The sequence below is a fragment of the Citrobacter sp. Cf087 genome (assembly GCF_030334285.1).
Lineage (GTDB): Bacteria > Pseudomonadota > Gammaproteobacteria > Enterobacterales > Enterobacteriaceae > Citrobacter > Citrobacter freundii.
On record NZ_JAOWED010000029.1, the window covers coordinates 262,422 to 279,939 of the forward strand.

Consider the following 17,518-nt stretch of genomic DNA (forward strand, 5'->3'; position numbering starts at 1 on the left):
ACGAAGGTGTGTTGGTAAATAAAACAAATAACGAACGGGGTATCATTCGCAGAGGTTTTTATTGTTTTTAGTTGAAGAGCTAACCGGTGAGCAATTTATCACCTTGGGTTATTTATGTCATCAATCGTTAAGTAAAACTCATATAATTGATAGTGCTTCACGGCTGACAAATGAGAAATTTTATCATATGATATTGGTTATCATTATCAGTGTCATAGGTGGAATCATGTTGCAACGTACGCTGGGCAGTGGATGGGGTGTTCTGCTGCCGGGAATGCTGATTGCCGGGATGGCATATAGCGACCTGTCGGTCTACGTATGGAAGGTGATGATTGTATTAGGATTACTACTGACTTCGCTCATGTTGTACCACAAGCGTTTACGGCACTTTGTTTTGTTACCTTCATGCGCGGCGCTGATTGGTGGCATTGTTCTGGTAATAATGAACTGGAATCAGGGATGAACAAAACTAGAGAAGGAAATCGAGAGGGAAATAAGATAATTGGTGCGAGGGGGGGGACTCGAACCCCCACATCCTAAGGACACTAACACCTGAAGCTAGCGCGTCTACCAATTCCGCCACCTTCGCACAGTCATCTTATTTGTTTGATATCGCCTCGTTGGTGCGAGGGGGGGGACTCGAACCCCCACATCCTAAGGACACTAACACCTGAAGCTAGCGCGTCTACCAATTCCGCCACCTTCGCCCAGTGCGAGCAATATCAACGTGGATTATGGTGCGAGGGGGGGGACTTGAACCCCCACGTCCGAAAGGACACTAACACCTGAAGCTAGCGCGTCTACCAATTCCGCCACCTTCGCATACCATCGACACTCAAAAAGTATCGTTACCACGGAGGCGAATTCTAGAGATTTTATGCAGGGCGTCAACTGTTAATTATCGAACTTAACGTGATTGCCGAAAAAAAAGGCGTTTCTTCGGCTTTGGCGTTTTATGCAGGCCGGATAAGCGATAGCGCCATCCGGCGTTGCTCGGTGTCACGCCAGATGGCGGCGTAAACGCCTTATCTGGCCTACAGCGGTTAGGCTTTTTTCGCCTGGCGCGTCATGATGGTGCGATAGACCTTGAAGCGCCCGGTCTGCGCGATAACTTCGTGGAAGCCAAACACTTCATCCAGAACCTTCGGATAAGGCAGGAAGGCGTTTGCCACGATACGCAGTTCACCGCCACTGTTCAGATGACGCACGGCGCCGCGAATCAGCGTTTGCGCGGCATCAAGGCTGGTCTGCATTCCGTCGTGGAACGGTGGGTTGGAGATGATCATATCAAATCGGCCCGTTACGTCAGAAAAGACGTTACTGGCGATGACGTCACCTTCAATGCCATTGGCTGCAAGCGTTGCGCGGCTTGCTTCAACGGCGGCGGCGCTAACATCGCACAGGGTTAAGCGCACTTTCGGCGAGTGGCTGGCCAAGGCGACGGAGAGAACGCCTGCGCCACAGCCGACATCCAGCACTTTGCCTTTGGTGTGCGTCGTCAGCGTGGAGAGCAGCAGTTGGCTGCCAACATCCAGGCCGTCACGGCTGAAGACGCCCGGCAGCGTTTTGATGGTCAGATTTTCTGTCTGGTATTCATCCCAGTATTTTTCTGCATCAAAGACAGGCTGTTTTTCCAGACGACCGTGGTACAGGCCACAGCGACGTGCGCTGTCGACTTTGTTTAACGGTGCGTATTCGGCCAGCATCTGCTCTGCGCTACGTACGCCGCTGCGATTCTCACCGACAACAAAAATATCGGTGCCAACCGGTAACAGCGACAGAATGTTCATCAACTGGAACTGGGCTTCAGGCTTATTCTTTGGCCAGTAGTAGATCAGCGTATCGCTATCGGCAACGTCATCGGCCTGCGCGACGAGGCTGAAGCGGACGTTGTCGCCCATCTGGCGGTTAAGCACCTGCCAGTGGTGAAGTTGCTGAGTGTGCGCTCGGCTGGCGGCGCTTTCAAAATGGGCAGGCAGGTCATCCTGCAAATCACCGGCAAACAGAATACGGCTTTGTTCGAAATCATCACTGTGGCGCAGCAAGACTTCACTTGCCGGGGTAAAAGCAGACATGGAATGCTCCTTAAATTGTACAGCGGGGGATTATAGTTGTTTGATGGCACGGATTCGACAAATTTGCTATATTTGCGCCCCTGATAGACAGGAGTGTTTCGCTATGACATCCCGACGAGACTGGCAGTTACAGCAACTGGGCATTACGCAGTGGTCGTTGCGTCGTCCTGGCGCACTGCAGGGCGAGATCGCGATTTCCATTCCTGCGCATGTCCGTTTGGTGATGGTTGCTGCACAGTTACCCGCGCTAACCGAACCATTGATGAGCGATATTTTACGCGCATTAACCGTCAGCCCGGATCAGGTTTTACAACTGACGCCTGACCGTGTCGCCATGCTGCCGCAAGGCAGTCGCTGTAATAGCTGGCGGCTGGGAACCGAAGAGCCGCTGCTGCTGGAGGGCGCTCAGGTCGAGAGTCCTGCGTTTAATGAATTACGGGAAAACCCAGCGGCACGCGCCGCGTTATGGCAACAAATCTGCGCATATGAACACGATTTCTTCCCTCGAACCGACTGATTTACCCGCAGCATTTCATATTGAAAAACGCGCCCACGCTTTTCCGTGGAGTGAAAAAACATTTGCCAGCAACCAGGGCGATCGCTATCTCAATTTTCAGTTGAGGGTTGATGACGTGATGGCGGCTTTTGCGATTACGCAGGTCGTGCTGGATGAAGCTACGCTGTTCAATATTGCCGTCGATCCTGACTTTCAGCGCCGTGGGCTGGGGCGTGAGCTGTTGGAGCATTTGATCGATGAGCTGGAAAAGCGTGGCATTTTGACGCTGTGGCTTGAAGTGCGCGCCTCGAATGCGGCCGCTATCGCGCTGTACGAAAGCTTAGGCTTTAACGAGGCGACGATCCGTCGCAATTACTATCCAACGGCCGATGGTCACGAAGACGCCATCATCATGGCGTTGCCAATCAGCATGTAAGACAAGGTGTAATGATGAAGAAGTGGGACTGGATTTTCTTTGATGCCGACGAAACGCTGTTTACATTTGACTCGTTTACCGGCTTACAGCGGATGTTTCTCGACTATAGCATTACCTTTACCGCTGAAGATTTTCAGGACTACCAGGCCGTGAATAAACCGCTGTGGGTGGATTACCAAAACGGCGCGATTACCTCATTACAACTGCAGCATGCCCGTTTTCAGAGCTGGGCCGAACGCCTGAAGGTTGAACCGGGCCAGCTTAATGATGCATTCATCAATGCGATGGCGGAGATCTGCTCGCCGTTGCCGGGGGCGGTTTCTCTGCTCAATGCGATTCGTGATAAAGCGAAAATCGGCATCATTACTAACGGCTTTACCGCGTTGCAGCAAATCCGCCTTGAGCGGACGGGGCTGCGCGATTATTTCGACCTGCTGGTGATTTCTGAGCAGGTTGGGGTGGCAAAACCTGATTCCCGTATTTTTGACCATGCGCTGGAGCAGGCGGGCAATCCTGACCGTTCTCGCGTGCTAATGGTGGGTGACACCGCAGAGTCCGATATTCTTGGCGGCATTAACGCCGGGCTATCCACCTGCTGGCTAAATACGCACCACCGCGAGCAGCCAGCGGGCATTCAGCCGACCTGGACCGTAGCGTCATTAAGCGAACTGGAGCAGCTCCTGTGTAAACACTGATTGCCTCCCCCCCGTTGATGGGTAAAATAGCCGCAATTTTTCGTATTCAACTTGCCCGGCCCGTTGCCGTGCTTACCTAAGAAGATTTGACTATGACGTTGTCTCCTTATTTGCAAGAGGTGGCCAAACGCCGCACTTTTGCCATTATTTCTCACCCGGATGCCGGTAAAACGACAATTACTGAAAAGGTACTGTTATTCGGACAGGCCATTCAGACCGCCGGTACGGTAAAAGGCCGTGGCTCCAGCCAGCATGCAAAATCTGACTGGATGGAAATGGAAAAGCAACGTGGTATCTCCATTACCACCTCTGTGATGCAGTTTCCGTATCATGACTGCCTGGTGAACCTGCTGGACACCCCGGGGCACGAAGACTTCTCCGAAGATACCTATCGTACTCTGACGGCGGTGGACTGCTGCCTGATGGTTATCGATGCTGCAAAAGGCGTTGAAGATCGTACCCGTAAGCTGATGGAAGTTACCCGTCTGCGCGATACGCCGATCCTGACCTTTATGAATAAACTCGACCGTGACATCCGCGATCCGATGGAGCTGCTGGATGAAGTTGAGAACGAACTGAAAATCGGCTGTGCGCCGATCACCTGGCCGATTGGCTGCGGTAAGTTGTTCAAAGGTGTCTATCACCTTTATAAAGATGAAACTTACCTGTATCAGACCGGTAAAGGCCACACCATTCAGGAAGTGCGTGTTGTTAAAGGTCTTAACAACCCGGAACTTGATACTGCCGTGGGTGAAGACCTGGCGCAGCAGCTGCGCGACGAGCTTGAGCTGGTGCAGGGCGCGTCCAACGAGTTCGACCATGAGTTGTTCCTTGCGGGCGAAATCACCCCGGTCTTCTTCGGTACCGCGTTGGGTAACTTCGGCGTTGACCATATGCTGGATGGCTTAGTGGAGTGGGCGCCTGCGCCGATGCCGCGTAAAACCGACACCCGCGTCGTCGAAGCCTCAGAAGAGAAGTTCACCGGTTTCGTGTTTAAAATTCAGGCCAACATGGACCCGAAACACCGTGACCGTGTGGCGTTCATGCGTGTGGTATCCGGCAAGTATGAGAAAGGCATGAAAATGCGCCAGGTGCGCATTGGTAAAGACGTGGTGATCTCCGACGCACTCACCTTTATGGCCGGTGACCGTTCTCATGTGGAAGAAGCGTATCCGGGCGATATTCTTGGTCTGCATAACCATGGCACTATCCAGATCGGCGATACCTTTACCCAGGGCGAAATGATGAAGTTCACCGGTATTCCGAACTTCGCGCCAGAGCTGTTCCGTCGTATTCGCCTGAAGGATCCATTGAAGCAGAAACAGCTGCTGAAAGGGCTGGTTCAGCTTTCAGAAGAGGGTGCAGTGCAGGTATTCCGTCCGATCGCCAACAACGATCTGATCGTCGGTGCGGTGGGTGTGCTGCAGTTTGACGTGGTGGTTTCACGTCTGAAGAGCGAGTACAACGTTGAAGCGATTTATGAATCCGTCAACGTGGCGACTGCACGCTGGGTAGAATGTTCTGACGTGAAGAAATTCGAAGAATTTAAGCGTAAGAACGAAATTCAGCTGGCGCTGGATGGCGGCGATAACCTCACCTATATCGCGCCAACCATGGTTAACCTGAATCTCACCCAGGAACGTTATCCGGACGTTCAGTTCCGTAAAACACGCGAACACTAATCGACCTTCCAGGGCACGGTATCCGCCGTGCCCTGCAACTTTCCCTGTCTTTTAAATCCCTTGCGGAATGTTCTTAAAACTTCGCGTTTTTCTTTTGTTTGCCTGTTTTTTAGTCAACTCGGGCAGCGATCACGAAATCCTGAACTATATTTAACAATGTGATGACATAAATATCGGCGTTAAATGCTTTTTAGGCTGCCTGTTGCAGCTTCTATTGCTGATATTTATTCCACTTACAAAATTAGTTGCTGGTTCAGGCCGTGTAACGGCAGAGCCTGGCTTTTAGCAAAACATACAGGAATACATCGATGACAATGACAGGACTTAAGATTTCTAAAACGCTGCTGGCCGTGATGCTGACCTCCGCTGTTGCAACGGGTTCTGCTTATGCAGAAAACGCCACGACGGATAAAGCGCAATCCGGCGTCGAAAGTGCGGGGCAGAAAGTCGATAGCTCTATGAACAAAGTCGGTAATTTCATGGATGACAGCACCATCACCGCGAAAGTAAAAGCCGCGCTGGTGGACCACGATAGCATTAAGAGCACCGATATTTCCGTCAAGACCGATCAGAAAGTAGTAACGCTAAGCGGCTTTGTTGAAAGCCAGGCGCAGGCTGAAGAAGCGGTGAAAGTGGCGAAAGGCGTTGAGGGTGTGACCTCCGTTAGCGACAAACTGCACGTGCGTGATAGTAAAGAAACCTCCGTTAAAGGCTATGCGGGCGATACGGCAATCACTAGTGAAGTAAAAGCCAAGCTGCTGGCCGATGATATTGTCCCATCCCGCAAAGTGAAAGTTGAAACCACCGATGGTGTGGTACAGCTTTCAGGCTCTGTCGATTCACAAGCTCAAAGCGATCGCGCTGAGAGCATCGCCAAAGCGATTGATGGCGTGAAAAGCGTTAAAAACGATCTCAAAACTCACTAATTAGACTTAATTCGCCCTCCTGACGTTTGTCGGGAGGCGTATTGTGCACCACACTGAAAATATCGCCGATGGGTAGCCTGAGCGCTCATATCAAGCGGTGAAATTAACTATGGTAAAGGAGAAGCATATGTTTCGATGGGGCATCATATTTCTGGTTATCGCGTTAATTGCCGCTGCACTGGGTTTTGGTGGACTGGCGGGTACCGCTGCAGGCGCAGCGAAAATTGTTTTTGTGGTGGGTATCATTCTGTTTCTGGTCAGCCTGTTTACCGGGCGTAAACGACCCTAGTACGTAAACCGTAAAGATAACTTGCTACTGAGCCAGTCCAGCGGACTGGCTTTTACGGTTTTAGCTGCAGGCAATTTGCGTTACTTTGTTGTCCTATTACAAAAACAACAGGAAGGCAGAGGTGGGGCAGAGAATACCCGTCACGCTCGGTAATATCGCGCCGTTATCGTTACGTCCGTTTCAACCAGGCAGTATGGCGCTGGTGTGCGAGGGCGGGGGACAAAGAGGCATCTTCACCGCAGGCGTACTGGATGAATTCATGCGCGCGCAGTTCAATCCCTTTGATCTCTTCTACGGGACGTCCGCTGGTGCGCAAAACCTTTCAGCTTATCTCTGTAACCAGCCCGGTTACGGTCGTAAAGTCATCATGCGTTACACTACCCGACGTGAGTTTTTTGACCCGGTGCGCTTTGTGCGCGGGGGAAACTTAATCGATCTCGACTGGCTGGTGGATTCGACCTCGTCCCAAATGCCGCTGGCGATGGACAACGCTGAGCGCTTGTTTGCCGCGGGGAAAGCGTTTTATATGTGCGCCTGTCGGGGTGATGACTACACGCCGGGCTATTTTTCGCCGAACCGGCAAAACTGGCTCGATCTTATTCGTGCCTCCAGCGCGATTCCCGGGTTCTACCGCACAGGGGTTGTGCTGGACGGCGTGAATTACCTGGATGGGGGCGTCAGCGACGCCATTCCCGTGCAGGAAGCGGCGAAGCAGGGGGCGAAAACGCTGGTGGTTATCCGCACTGTGCCTTCGCAAATGTATTACACCCCGCAGTGGTTCAAGCGTATGGAACGCTGGCTGGGCGAAAGCAGCCTGCAACCACTGTTGAATCTGGTGCAGCACCATGAAGCCACCTATCGCGCGATTCAGAGCTTTATTGAGAAACCGCCGGGCAAGCTGCGTATCTTTGAGATCTACCCTCCCAAACCGCTCCATAGCATGGCGTTGGGAAGCCGTATTCCGGCCTTGCGGGAAGACTACAAAACCGGACGCCTGTGCGGTCGTTACTTCCTCGCTACCGTCGGCAAACTGCTGGGGAAAAACGTGCCGCTGCCTCGTCAGACGCCGAAGATTGTGGTGCCGGGACCGGTGGTGGTTCCTCCCGCGCCGGTGGCCAACGATGCCCACGCGCCGGTGGTGGCCAATGCGCCTCAGGCCAACGATACAACGTTTAATAATGAGGATTTGGCGTGAGTTATCGTTTTATCGATACGCACTGTCACTTTGATTTCCCGCCGTTTACCGGCGATGAACCTGCCAGCATTCAGCGCGCGGCGGAGGTTGGTGTACAGAGCATTATCGTTCCGGCCACCCAGGCGGCGAATTTTTCCCGTGTACTGGCGTTAGCGGAAAATTATCCTCCATTATTTGCCGCGCTTGGTCTACATCCCATTGTTATTGAACAACATAGTGATGACTGCCTGGACCAGTTGCAACAGGTGCTGGATAAGCGCCCACAAAAGCTGGTGGCGGTAGGTGAGATTGGATTGGATCTGTATCGCGACGTTCCGCAATTCGACAAGCAAGAGCGGGTGCTGGAAGCGCAACTTAAGCTGGCGAAGCGGTACGAACTGCCGGTGATCCTGCATTCGCGACGCACGCATGACAAGCTGGCGATGTACCTTAAACGCCATGCTTTGCCACGAACAGGCGTGGTGCATGGGTTTTCCGGGAGCGTGCAGCAGGCCGAACGCTTTGTGCAACTGGGATACAAAATTGGCGTGGGCGGCACCATTACCTATCCGCGCGCCAGTAAAACCCGCGAAGTAATGGCGCAGCTGCCGCTCGAGTCGCTGTTGCTGGAAACCGACGCGCCGGATATGCCGCTCAACGGCTTTCAGGGGCAGCCTAATCGCCCTGAGCAGGTAGTCAGAGTCTTTGACGTCTTATGCGAACTGCGCCCGGAACCTGCGGACGTGATCGCTGACGCGCTGTATCGTAATACCACGGCGTTGTTTGATTTTTGAATTCCGGATGCGGCGCTATTGCATCGCATCCGGCCATCACAGGTACAGCGCCGGGAAAATCAAATTATCCACCCCGCGTTCGCGCAATCTTTGCGCCAGGTGTTCCACATCCTCCGGCGTGGCGCTCGGCCAGTCCTTCGCTTCGCCATACACCCCGTGCGCATGAAAGGCATTCAGCCGTACCGGCACGTCACCTGAACCTCTGATAAACGCCGCCAGCGCATCAATATGCTGTAGATAATCCACCTGACCAGGGATAACCAGCAGGCGCAGTTCCGCAAGTTTCCCTTGCCCGGACAGAAAGGTAATGCTTTGTTTAATCAGCGTGTTATCGCGACCGGTCAACTGACGATGACACGTGCTGTCCCAGGCTTTTAAATCCAGCATTACGCCGTCGCACACCGGCAGCAGCTTCTGCCAGCCGGTTTCGCTCAGCATGCCATTGCTGTCGACCATACAGGTCAAGTGTTGCAGTTGCGGATCGGTTTTGATCGCACGAAACAGCGCCACAATAAACGGTAGCTGGGTTGTCGCTTCGCCACCGCTGACCGTAATTCCCTCAATAAACAGTGCTGCCTTGCGAATATGTTGCAGCACCTCATCAACACTCATGGTCTGCGCCATCGGCGTGGCCTGCTGGGGGCACATATGAAGGCAGGTGTCACACTGCTGACACAAATCAGACTGCCACCACACTTTCCCCGCGCTCAGGCTCAGCGCCTCATGCGGGCAATGCAGCACACACTCCCCGCAGTCGTTGCAGCGTCCCATCGTCCACGGATTGTGGCAGTTTTTACAGCGCAGATTACATCCCTGCAGAAACAGAGCCAGGCGACTGCCCGGCCCGTCGACGCAGGAGAAAGGGATAATCTTACTTACCGAAGCGCATCTGCTGTTCATGGCTAATCACGCGAGGTTGTCGTTCCAGAATGCGCGTATTACGCGCGGCTTCTTCGCCAAGCCAGGTGGTGTTGGTGCGAGAACCTTCGGCGCGATATTTTTCCAGATCCGACAGACGCACCATATAGCCGGTAACGCGAACCAGATCGTTGCCGCTCACGTTGGCGGTAAACTCACGCATCCCGGCTTTAAATGCGCCGAGGCACAGTTGCACCAGCGCCTGAGGATTACGCTTGATGGTTTCATCCAGCGTGAGAATGTCGCTGATCCCGGCGTGATAAAACGCGTGATGTGGCGCGACGGTTTGCAGATGAGTGATCGGGTCTGGCTCATCGCCGTAAGGCAGGCGTGCCCCCGGCGTGGTGCCGATGTCAGAACTGATCCCCGACTGTGCATGCAGCATCGCACGCTGATTCCAGCCATATTTCACCGGGGTGTTTTCGACAAACTCCGCCAATTGGGCGCTGATGCGATAGCCAAGCTGATTGGCGAACTCATCTTTTCCGTAGCGCGCATTTTGTCCCGCCTTATCGCACAGTAGATTCACCGCCTCCGCCAGGCCATACATGCCGAACATAGGCACAAAACGTTCGGGATCAATCAACTCTTCCTGCACGAGGAAGCTATTCTCAAAGAAATGTGATTTTTCATAGAGGAATTCACATCGTGAATCAATGATGGCGATTTGCTGTTGGCAATAGTGCGGTAGAGTGCGCGTAAAGAAGTCATCGACAGAGGCGCTGCGCTCTGCGATGGCTTTCAGATTAAGCCTGACCAGCGTGCTACCACCCCCGGCGAGCGGCAAAGAGTTGTAACAGCTGACGACGCCATACTGACCTTTTGTGAAAATTTTATCATTTTCAGGGCCATTGGAAATATGTGGCTTACTGCACTCGCAGATATTTTTCGCCACGCTGAGCAGCAGATCGTCAGGTATGATTTGCGGGTCATAAATGAATGTCAGATTAGGTGAAACCTGCTTTAACTCTGCATCTGCGCGTAAAATTGCACGGGTAACTGGAGTATCGGCGGGGCCGATATTGGCATGCATAAACGCGTCTGGCAGGGTTCTGTCGAGATAACGCCAGAAACGTTTTATTCGAATATCGATCTCTTCTTGTGTTAGAATTCTAACATACGGTTGCAGCAGCGCATCGAGCTGGCCGAGATAAACCGGCATCGACGTCACTGACGGAACGTGGTGGTACAGGATGGTGAGTAAGGATAACGCATCATCAAGATCGCTGGCGCCTTCCAGCTCCAGCCACGATGAACCATTGGCCAGAAAACGCGCGTAATCGGGTAAAACGTAGCGCGGTTTGAACGGGGCATGACCTTCGTACATATCGCAGATTACCCCATCATCCAGCGCCTGACGTGCCTGTGCAGGTAGTTGCGGATAAGGCAGCGCGTTTTCAGCTTCCAGCGCCAGAAAGTGGCGTTTCTGCTCAGGGCTGAGCACCGGGCTGGTCACGATTTGTTGGCAACGCTGTTGCAGCGCGAGTTCGCTTGAGGTGGGCATCGTTGATTCCTTTTTGTCCCGAAGGTGTAACGCCATTGTAGAAAGCAACGCCGCCACAACCTTTGATCCGGATGCGCCTGATGCCACGGCATCCCTTTAGAAAAGGTAATTTATTTGAAGTAGATCTCATTAGAGTAATGCAAATCTGTATGTGGTTTTCATTAACTGTGATGTATATCGAAGTGTAATAGCGAGCGGATGTTAGAATACTAACAAACTCGCAAGGTGAAATTTTATACGGCGATGCCGTTGGAGAATGTTATGACCGATTTAACAGCAAGCAGCCTGCGTGCACTGAAACTGATGGACCTGACCACCCTGAATGACGACGACACCAATGAAAAAGTGATCGCGCTGTGTCATCAGGCGAAGACCCCGGTTGGCAACACTGCCGCAATCTGTATCTATCCGCGTTTCATCCCTATTGCGCGTAAGACTCTGAAAGAGCAGGGTACGCCGGACATCCGCATTGCAACCGTCACCAACTTCCCGCACGGCAACGACGACATCGAGATTGCGTTGGCGGAAACCCGCGCGGCGATCGCCTACGGTGCCGATGAAGTTGACGTGGTGTTCCCGTACCGTGCGCTGATCGCCGGTAACGAGCAGATTGGTTTTGATCTGGTTAAAGCTTGCAAAGACGCGTGTGCGGCGGCAAACGTGCTGCTGAAAGTGATCATCGAAACCGGTGAGCTGAAAGAAGAAGCACTGATTCGCAAAGCGTCTGAAATCTCCATCAAAGCCGGTGCTGATTTCATCAAAACGTCTACCGGTAAAGTGCCGGTCAATGCGACGCCGGAAAGCGCACGCATCATGATGGAAGTGATCCGCGACATGGGTGTTTCTAAAACTGTAGGTTTCAAACCGGCTGGCGGCGTGCGTACTGCAGAAGATGCACAGCAATTCCTGGCGATTGCTGATGAACTGTTTGGCGCTGACTGGGCTGATTCTCGTCACTACCGTTTTGGCGCATCCAGCCTGCTGGCTAGCTTGCTGAAAGCGCTGGGTCACGGCGACGGCAAGAGCGCAAGCAGCTACTAAGCCCGTAGGCCGGATAAGGCGCAGCCGCCATCCGGCATTAAGACGACTGCCGGGTGGCGCGTTGCTTACCCGGCTTACAACGGCCTTCTACTCTTTTCCCCTGGGGGTTACCGTGTTTCTCGCACAAGAAATTATTCGTAAAAAACGTGATGGTCATACGCTGAGCGATGAAGAAATTCGTTTCTTTATCAATGGCATTCGCGACAATACCATTTCTGAAGGGCAAATCGCCGCCCTGGCGATGACCATTTTTTTCCACGATATGACAATGCCTGAGCGTGTTTCGCTGACCATGGCAATGCGTGATTCAGGAACCGTGCTGGACTGGAAAAGCCTGCAGTTGAACGGCCCGATTGTGGATAAACACTCTACCGGCGGCGTAGGTGACGTAACGTCACTGATGTTAGGCCCGATGGTTGCTGCGTGCGGCGGCTATATTCCGATGATCTCCGGGCGTGGCCTGGGGCATACCGGCGGTACGCTCGATAAACTGGAAGCGATTCCTGGATTTGACATCTTCCCGGACGACGCGCGTTTCCGTGAAATTATTAAAGACGTGGGTGTGGCGATTATTGGGCAAACCAGCTCGCTCGCACCGGCGGATAAACGTTTTTATGCCACCCGCGATATTACCGCGACGGTGGATTCCATCCCGCTGATTACCGGTTCCATTCTGGCGAAAAAACTGGCGGAAGGGCTGGATGCGCTGGTGATGGATGTGAAAGTGGGCAGCGGTGCTTTTATGCCGACCTACGAGCTTTCTGAAGCCCTTGCTGAAGCGATTGTCGGCGTGGCAAACGGTGCGGGTGTACGTACCACCGCGCTGTTAACTGATATGAACCAGGTGTTGGCCTCCAGCGCAGGTAACGCGGTCGAAGTCCGCGAAGCGGTGCAGTTCCTGACCGGTGAATACCGCAATCCACGTCTGTTAGACGTCACCATGGCGCTGTGCGTGGAAATGCTGATCTCCGGCAACCTGGCGAAAGATGACGCCGAAGCCCGTGCGAAATTGCAGACGGTGCTGGATAACGGCAAAGCAGCAGAGATTTTTGGTCGCATGGTGGCGGCGCAAAAAGGCCCGACAGATTTCGTCGAAAATTATGCGAAGTACCTGCCGACGGCAATGCTCAGCAAAGCGGTATATGCTGATACTGAAGGCTTTGTCAGCGCGATGGATACCCGTGCGCTGGGAATGGCGGTTGTTTCCATGGGTGGCGGTCGTCGTCAGGCATCGGACACCATTGATTACAGCGTTGGCTTTAGCGATATGGCGCGTCTGGGCGACAGCGTAGACGGACAGCGCCCACTGGCGGTGATCCACGCCAAAGACGAAGCCAGCTGGCAGGAAGCGGCGAAAGCGGTCAAAGCGGCAATTAGCCTTGACGATAAAGCGCCAGAAATTACACCGACAGTCTATCGTCGTATTACCGAATAACTGTATACTGATCTGATCGCTTTTTTGCGGCGCAGATGTATGGAGAACAAGATGAAACGTGCATTTATTATGGTGCTGGACTCCTTTGGTATTGGTGCGACTGAAGATGCGGATCGCTTTGGCGACGTAGGTTCAGACACTATGGGACACATTGCAGAAGCCTGTGCGAAAGGTGAAGCTGACAATGGTCGCAAAGGACCACTGAATCTGCCTAACCTGACCCGTCTGGGCCTGGTGAAAGCTCACGAAGGTTCTACTGGTAAAATTGCTGCTGGCATGGACGGCAACGCGGAAGTGATTGGTGCCTACGCATGGGCGCATGAACTTTCTTCCGGGAAAGACACGCCGTCTGGCCACTGGGAAATCGCGGGTGTTCCGGTTCTGTTTGACTGGGGATATTTCTCCGATCATGAAAACAGCTTCCCGCAAGAACTGCTGGATAAACTGGTAAAACGTGCCAACCTGCCGGGCTACCTCGGCAACTGCCACTCTTCCGGTACCGTGATCCTGGATCAACTGGGTGAAGAGCATATGAAAACCGGCAAGCCGATTTTCTATACCTCCGCTGACTCCGTGTTCCAGATTGCCTGCCACGAAGAGACTTTTGGCCTGGATAAGCTCTATGAGCTGTGCGAAATCGCCCGTGAAGAGCTGACCGAAGGTGGTTACAACATCGGTCGTGTTATCGCCCGTCCGTTTATCGGCGATAAAGCCGGTAACTTCCAGCGTACCGGTAACCGTCACGACCTGGCCGTTGAGCCGCCAGCACCGACCGTGCTGCAGAAACTGGTCGACGAAAAAGACGGTCACGTGGTTTCCGTCGGTAAAATCGCGGATATCTACGCTAACTGCGGCATCACCAAAAAAGTGAAAGCCACCGGTCTGGACGCGTTGTTCGACGCCACCATCAAAGAGATGAAAGAAGCCGGTGATAAGACCATCGTCTTCACCAACTTCGTTGATTTCGACTCTTCCTGGGGACATCGTCGCGATATCGCCGGTTATGCTGCGGGCCTGGAACTGTTCGACCGCCGTCTGCCTGAGCTGATGGAGCTGGTGGGTGAAGATGACATTCTGATCCTGACCGCTGACCACGGCTGCGACCCAAGCTGGACCGGCACTGACCATACCCGTGAACACATTCCGGTACTGGTTTACGGCCCGAAAGTGAAACCTGGTTCTTTAGGTCACCGTGAAACCTTCGCGGATATCGGTCAGACGCTGGCGAGCTACTTTGGTACGTCGCCGATGGACTACGGTAAAAATATGCTCTGATGCAATTGCCCGGTGGCGCTTCGCTTACCGGGCCTACGGTTTTGTAGGCCGGGTAAGGCGCAGCCGCCACCCGGCAAAAACAACAATATAAAAGGAACTGAAGATGGCAACTCCACATATTAATGCAGAAATGGGTGATTTCGCTGACGTCGTATTGATGCCGGGCGACCCGCTGCGTGCAAAGCATATTGCTGAAACTTTCCTCGAAGATGTTCGTGAAGTGAACAACGTTCGCGGCATGTTAGGCTTCACCGGTACTTACAAAGGCCGTAAGATTTCCGTAATGGGCCACGGTATGGGTATCCCGTCCTGCTCCATCTACACCAAAGAGCTGATCACCGACTTCGGCGTGAAGAAAATCATTCGCGTAGGCTCCTGCGGCGCTGTGCGTATGGACGTTAAACTGCGTGACGTGGTTATCGGTATGGGTGCTTGCACCGACTCCAAAGTTAACCGTATCCGTTTTAAAGATCATGACTTTGCAGCTATCGCTGACTTCGACATGGTGCGTAACGCAGTTGATGCGGCAAAAGCGCTGGGTGTAGACGCTCGCGTTGGCAACCTGTTCTCCGCTGACCTGTTCTACTCTCCGGACGGTGAAATGTTCGACGTGATGGAAAAATACGGCGTGCTGGGCGTGGAAATGGAAGCGGCGGGTATCTACGGCGTGGCGGCGGAATTCGGTGCGAAAGCGCTGACCATCTGCACCGTATCCGACCATATCCGTACCCACGAGCAGACCACTGCCGCTGAGCGTCAGACGACCTTCAACGACATGATCAAAATCGCACTGGAATCCGTTCTGCTGGGCGATAAAGAGTAAGTTTTGTTGTGGCCCGGAGGCGCTGCGCTGGCCGGGCCTACGGGAATGCCGCTATTAATGCCTGATGGCGCTTCGCTTATCAGGCCTACGGGAGCGGTCTTGTAGGCCGGATAAGGCGCAGCCGCCATCCGGCAATTCGCCACTAATCGCTTAGCGCACGGCCTTCGCTACCCAAGCAGCCAGCTCACGCAACTCGCTTTCCTGATCTGGATACTCCGCAAGCAGCGCTTCACAAGTCTGCTGTAAAATATCGGCGCGATACTGGCAGCCCTGTAGTCGTTCTGCCAGTACTTCCAGCGGCGCAGGATTGAGGCTATCGGTGTAGACTTGGGTGCGGGTAATCACGCCTTTTTCGACGTCGAAATGCAGCTCAACGCCGCCCCAGGTGAAACGTTCGTCCAGTAAATGTGAAAAAGCAGGCGCCTGGCCAAAATTCCACTCCCAACTGCTCTGGCGGGCAAAGGTTTCGGCGAAGTTCGGCAGATCCGGCGCTTTGTCTGGGGAGATGATCTCGGCTTCTACGCGTTCGCCGTAGTGGGCGAAAAAGGCTTCCGTGATGGCCTGACAGACCTGTTGATGAGTGATGCCCGGTAACAGCTCGGTCAAATTCGCTACGCGCGAGCGAACCGAAGTGATGCCTTTGGCGGCAAGTTTCTTTTTATCGGGATTGAGATAGTTTGCCAGGCGGCTGAGATCGGCATTCAACAGCAGCGTGCCGTGGTGGAATCCGCGATCTTTCGTTTCCCGATAAGCAGAGCCGGAAACTTTGCGATCGCCGTCCGGCGTTTTCACCACCAGATCGTTACGCCCGGAGGCATCAGCTTCTACGCCCAGCGAATTCAGCGCATTGAGGACGATCGCGGTGGAGATGGTTTTGTCATATTCCGGTTTACCAGCCATAAAGGTAAAGCAGGTATTGCCTAAGTCATGGAACACCGCGCCGCCACCGCTGCTGCGCCTGGCGAGCCGCACGTTGTCTTCTTCCATGCGGCGTGTATTACACTCTTTCCATGGATTTTGCGCCCGGCCAATTACCACCGTATCGGCGTTACGCCACAAGAACAGAACGCGCTGCGTGGCGGGCATCTGGCGAAAAATGCATTCTTCGACCGCGAGGTTAAACCACGGATCGTAAGAGTCTGAGATAAGCAGGCGTAGTGTTGTCATGGTTGATTTCCCTTCTGTTTTACAGTTTTTACAGCTTTTATTCTATCTTCTCGTTGTCTTCTTCCTGCACCGGTTTGTTGGCAGTGAGAAGGAAAGGAGATTGCTGCCAGCGGGTACGCTTACCTTGCAATAAGGTGCGGGTCAGCACTACACCGATTGCCAGTGACAGTAGCAGCATCAGGCGTAAGATGTTGGTGGTGTTATCCACCTGCTTGGCTTCAGTGGCAAGAGTGTGGGTATCCAGCGTCAGGCGCAGATAGCCCAGCGGACCATTTTTTCCCTGAATGGGTTCGACAATCTGCTGGTTAAAATAGCCCCCGGCTTTTTTGCCGTCGAGCGCCAGACGGTCACGAACATTGACGCTCTCACCGGTGCGCGTAATCAGGTCTCCCTGTTCGTCGTACACGCCTGCGTCCAGAATACGGCTACTCTCCGTCAACTGCGTGAGCACCGCCTTAATACGCTTTTCATCCGGCGTTTCAGTACGCATCAGCGGGGCGACGTTCAGCGAGACCTGACGGGCTAGCGTGCGGGCCAGCTCTTCGAGCTGCGGATTACGCTGCTGCTGGTGGCTTTGACTAAACCAGGAAGCCCCCTGCATCAGCGCGACGAGCAGCGCAAGGCAGGACAATACAATCACTGCACGATGAAGTCGGAATTTCAGTTTTGTGCGAGCCATATTCCACCTGCTGAAAATTTGAGACTTAATGTTGCCAGAAGCGCTGGTTACAGGGTAGCCTCATGCGTTATTTTCCCCTGATGATTCCGACCCGAACGATTTTACAGGA

18 protein-coding genes and 3 tRNA genes are annotated in these 17,518 nt (G+C 53.4%); 13 read left to right on the forward strand and 8 right to left on the reverse strand.

Going from position 1 to position 17,518, the window contains the following annotated elements:
• The first annotated feature begins 226 nt into the window (after window positions 1-226).
• On the forward strand, window positions 227-463 hold the full coding sequence (locus OGV57_RS12715; RefSeq protein WP_003845617.1) for a DUF1435 domain-containing protein: 237 nt from the start codon (window positions 227-229) through the stop codon (window positions 461-463).
• A gap of 40 nt (window positions 464-503) precedes the next feature.
• Here OGV57_RS12715 and OGV57_RS12720 read toward each other — a convergent pair.
• The 4 genes from OGV57_RS12720 to rsmC all read right to left on the reverse strand — a co-directional run bounded on the left by OGV57_RS12720 (window position 504) and on the right by rsmC (window position 2,075).
• Window positions 504-589 (reverse strand) — tRNA-Leu (locus OGV57_RS12720).
• A 32-nt stretch (window positions 590-621) separates the two neighbouring features.
• Window positions 622-707: transfer RNA gene (locus OGV57_RS12725), tRNA-Leu, on the reverse strand.
• 28 nt (window positions 708-735) lie between these two features.
• Window positions 736-822, reverse strand: a tRNA-Leu gene (locus OGV57_RS12730).
• 221 nt (window positions 823-1,043) lie between these two features.
• On the reverse strand, window positions 1,044-2,075 hold the full coding sequence (rsmC, locus tag OGV57_RS12735) for a 16S rRNA (guanine(1207)-N(2))-methyltransferase RsmC (protein ID WP_054528033.1): 1,032 nt from the start codon (window positions 2,073-2,075) through the stop codon (window positions 1,044-1,046).
• 103 nt (window positions 2,076-2,178) lie between these two features.
• On the opposite strand from rsmC, the gene holD reads away from it, so the two are divergent.
• From holD to OGV57_RS12775, 8 genes are all read left to right on the forward strand, one after another.
• On the forward strand, window positions 2,179-2,592 hold the full coding sequence (gene holD / locus OGV57_RS12740; protein WP_003837254.1) for a DNA polymerase III subunit psi: 414 nt from the start codon (window positions 2,179-2,181) through the stop codon (window positions 2,590-2,592).
• Window positions 2,561-3,007 carry a ribosomal protein S18-alanine N-acetyltransferase gene (rimI, locus tag OGV57_RS12745; RefSeq protein ID WP_003019092.1) on the forward strand — a complete coding sequence of 149 codons (447 nt, stop codon included), beginning with the start codon at window positions 2,561-2,563 and terminating at the stop codon, window positions 3,005-3,007. Before holD ends, rimI begins: the two co-directional genes overlap by 32 nt.
• A gap of 14 nt (window positions 3,008-3,021) precedes the next feature.
• On the forward strand, window positions 3,022-3,702 hold the full coding sequence (yjjG, locus tag OGV57_RS12750) for a pyrimidine 5'-nucleotidase (protein ID WP_003019088.1): 681 nt from the start codon (window positions 3,022-3,024) through the stop codon (window positions 3,700-3,702).
• Between the two features lie 92 nt (window positions 3,703-3,794).
• A complete protein-coding gene (gene prfC, locus OGV57_RS12755; protein WP_003019086.1) occupies window positions 3,795-5,384 on the forward strand; it encodes a peptide chain release factor 3 in 1,590 nt (529 codons plus the stop codon).
• 308 nt (window positions 5,385-5,692) lie between these two features.
• Window positions 5,693-6,310 carry a molecular chaperone OsmY gene (osmY, locus tag OGV57_RS12760; RefSeq protein WP_003837258.1) on the forward strand — a complete coding sequence of 206 codons (618 nt, stop codon included), beginning with the start codon at window positions 5,693-5,695 and terminating at the stop codon, window positions 6,308-6,310.
• A gap of 127 nt (window positions 6,311-6,437) precedes the next feature.
• Complete coding sequence (locus OGV57_RS12765; protein ID WP_003019081.1) at window positions 6,438-6,599, forward strand: DUF1328 domain-containing protein; 162 nt, start codon at window positions 6,438-6,440, stop codon at window positions 6,597-6,599.
• A gap of 121 nt (window positions 6,600-6,720) precedes the next feature.
• A complete protein-coding gene (locus OGV57_RS12770) occupies window positions 6,721-7,794 on the forward strand; it encodes a patatin-like phospholipase family protein (RefSeq protein WP_003837277.1) in 1,074 nt (357 codons plus the stop codon).
• Window positions 7,791-8,567, forward strand: a complete 777-nt coding sequence (locus tag OGV57_RS12775) for a metal-dependent hydrolase (RefSeq protein WP_048233950.1) — start codon at window positions 7,791-7,793, stop codon at window positions 8,565-8,567. Before OGV57_RS12770 ends, OGV57_RS12775 begins: the two co-directional genes overlap by 4 nt.
• Window positions 8,568-8,603: 36 nt before the next feature.
• On the opposite strand, the gene OGV57_RS12780 is transcribed toward OGV57_RS12775, so the two are convergent.
• On the reverse strand, window positions 8,604-9,467 hold the full coding sequence (locus OGV57_RS12780; RefSeq protein WP_003837280.1) for a YjjW family glycine radical enzyme activase: 864 nt from the start codon (window positions 9,465-9,467) through the stop codon (window positions 8,604-8,606).
• Entirely contained in the window at window positions 9,439-10,989 is a 1,551-nt protein-coding gene (locus OGV57_RS12785) for a YjjI family glycine radical enzyme (protein ID WP_286531250.1), read from the reverse strand. Before OGV57_RS12785 ends, OGV57_RS12780 begins: the two co-directional genes overlap by 29 nt.
• A gap of 261 nt (window positions 10,990-11,250) precedes the next feature.
• Between OGV57_RS12785 and deoC the strand changes: the two genes are divergently transcribed.
• The 4 genes from deoC (at window position 11,251) to deoD (ending at window position 15,563) form a co-directional block, all read left to right on the forward strand.
• Window positions 11,251-12,030: a deoxyribose-phosphate aldolase gene (deoC, locus tag OGV57_RS12790; protein ID WP_003019042.1), complete on the forward strand. Its 780-nt coding sequence runs from the start codon at window positions 11,251-11,253 to the stop codon at window positions 12,028-12,030.
• Between the two features lie 112 nt (window positions 12,031-12,142).
• Window positions 12,143-13,465, forward strand: coding sequence for a thymidine phosphorylase (gene deoA, locus OGV57_RS12795; RefSeq protein ID WP_003019040.1), 1,323 nt, complete (start codon window positions 12,143-12,145; stop codon window positions 13,463-13,465).
• Between the two features lie 51 nt (window positions 13,466-13,516).
• On the forward strand, window positions 13,517-14,740 hold the full coding sequence (deoB, locus tag OGV57_RS12800; protein ID WP_003019037.1) for a phosphopentomutase: 1,224 nt from the start codon (window positions 13,517-13,519) through the stop codon (window positions 14,738-14,740).
• Between the two features lie 103 nt (window positions 14,741-14,843).
• Window positions 14,844-15,563 carry a purine-nucleoside phosphorylase gene (gene deoD, locus OGV57_RS12805; protein ID WP_000224864.1) on the forward strand — a complete coding sequence of 240 codons (720 nt, stop codon included), beginning with the start codon at window positions 14,844-14,846 and terminating at the stop codon, window positions 15,561-15,563.
• A gap of 150 nt (window positions 15,564-15,713) precedes the next feature.
• On the opposite strand, the gene lplA is transcribed toward deoD, so the two are convergent.
• The gene (gene lplA / locus OGV57_RS12810) at window positions 15,714-16,730 is read right to left on the reverse strand and encodes a lipoate--protein ligase (protein ID WP_003019035.1); all 1,017 of its coding nucleotides are present in this window, start codon (window positions 16,728-16,730) and stop codon (window positions 15,714-15,716) included.
• A 37-nt stretch (window positions 16,731-16,767) separates the two neighbouring features.
• Complete coding sequence (locus OGV57_RS12815) at window positions 16,768-17,409, reverse strand: YtjB family periplasmic protein (protein WP_003837287.1); 642 nt, start codon at window positions 17,407-17,409, stop codon at window positions 16,768-16,770.
• Between the last annotated feature and the right edge of the window lie 109 nt (window positions 17,410-17,518).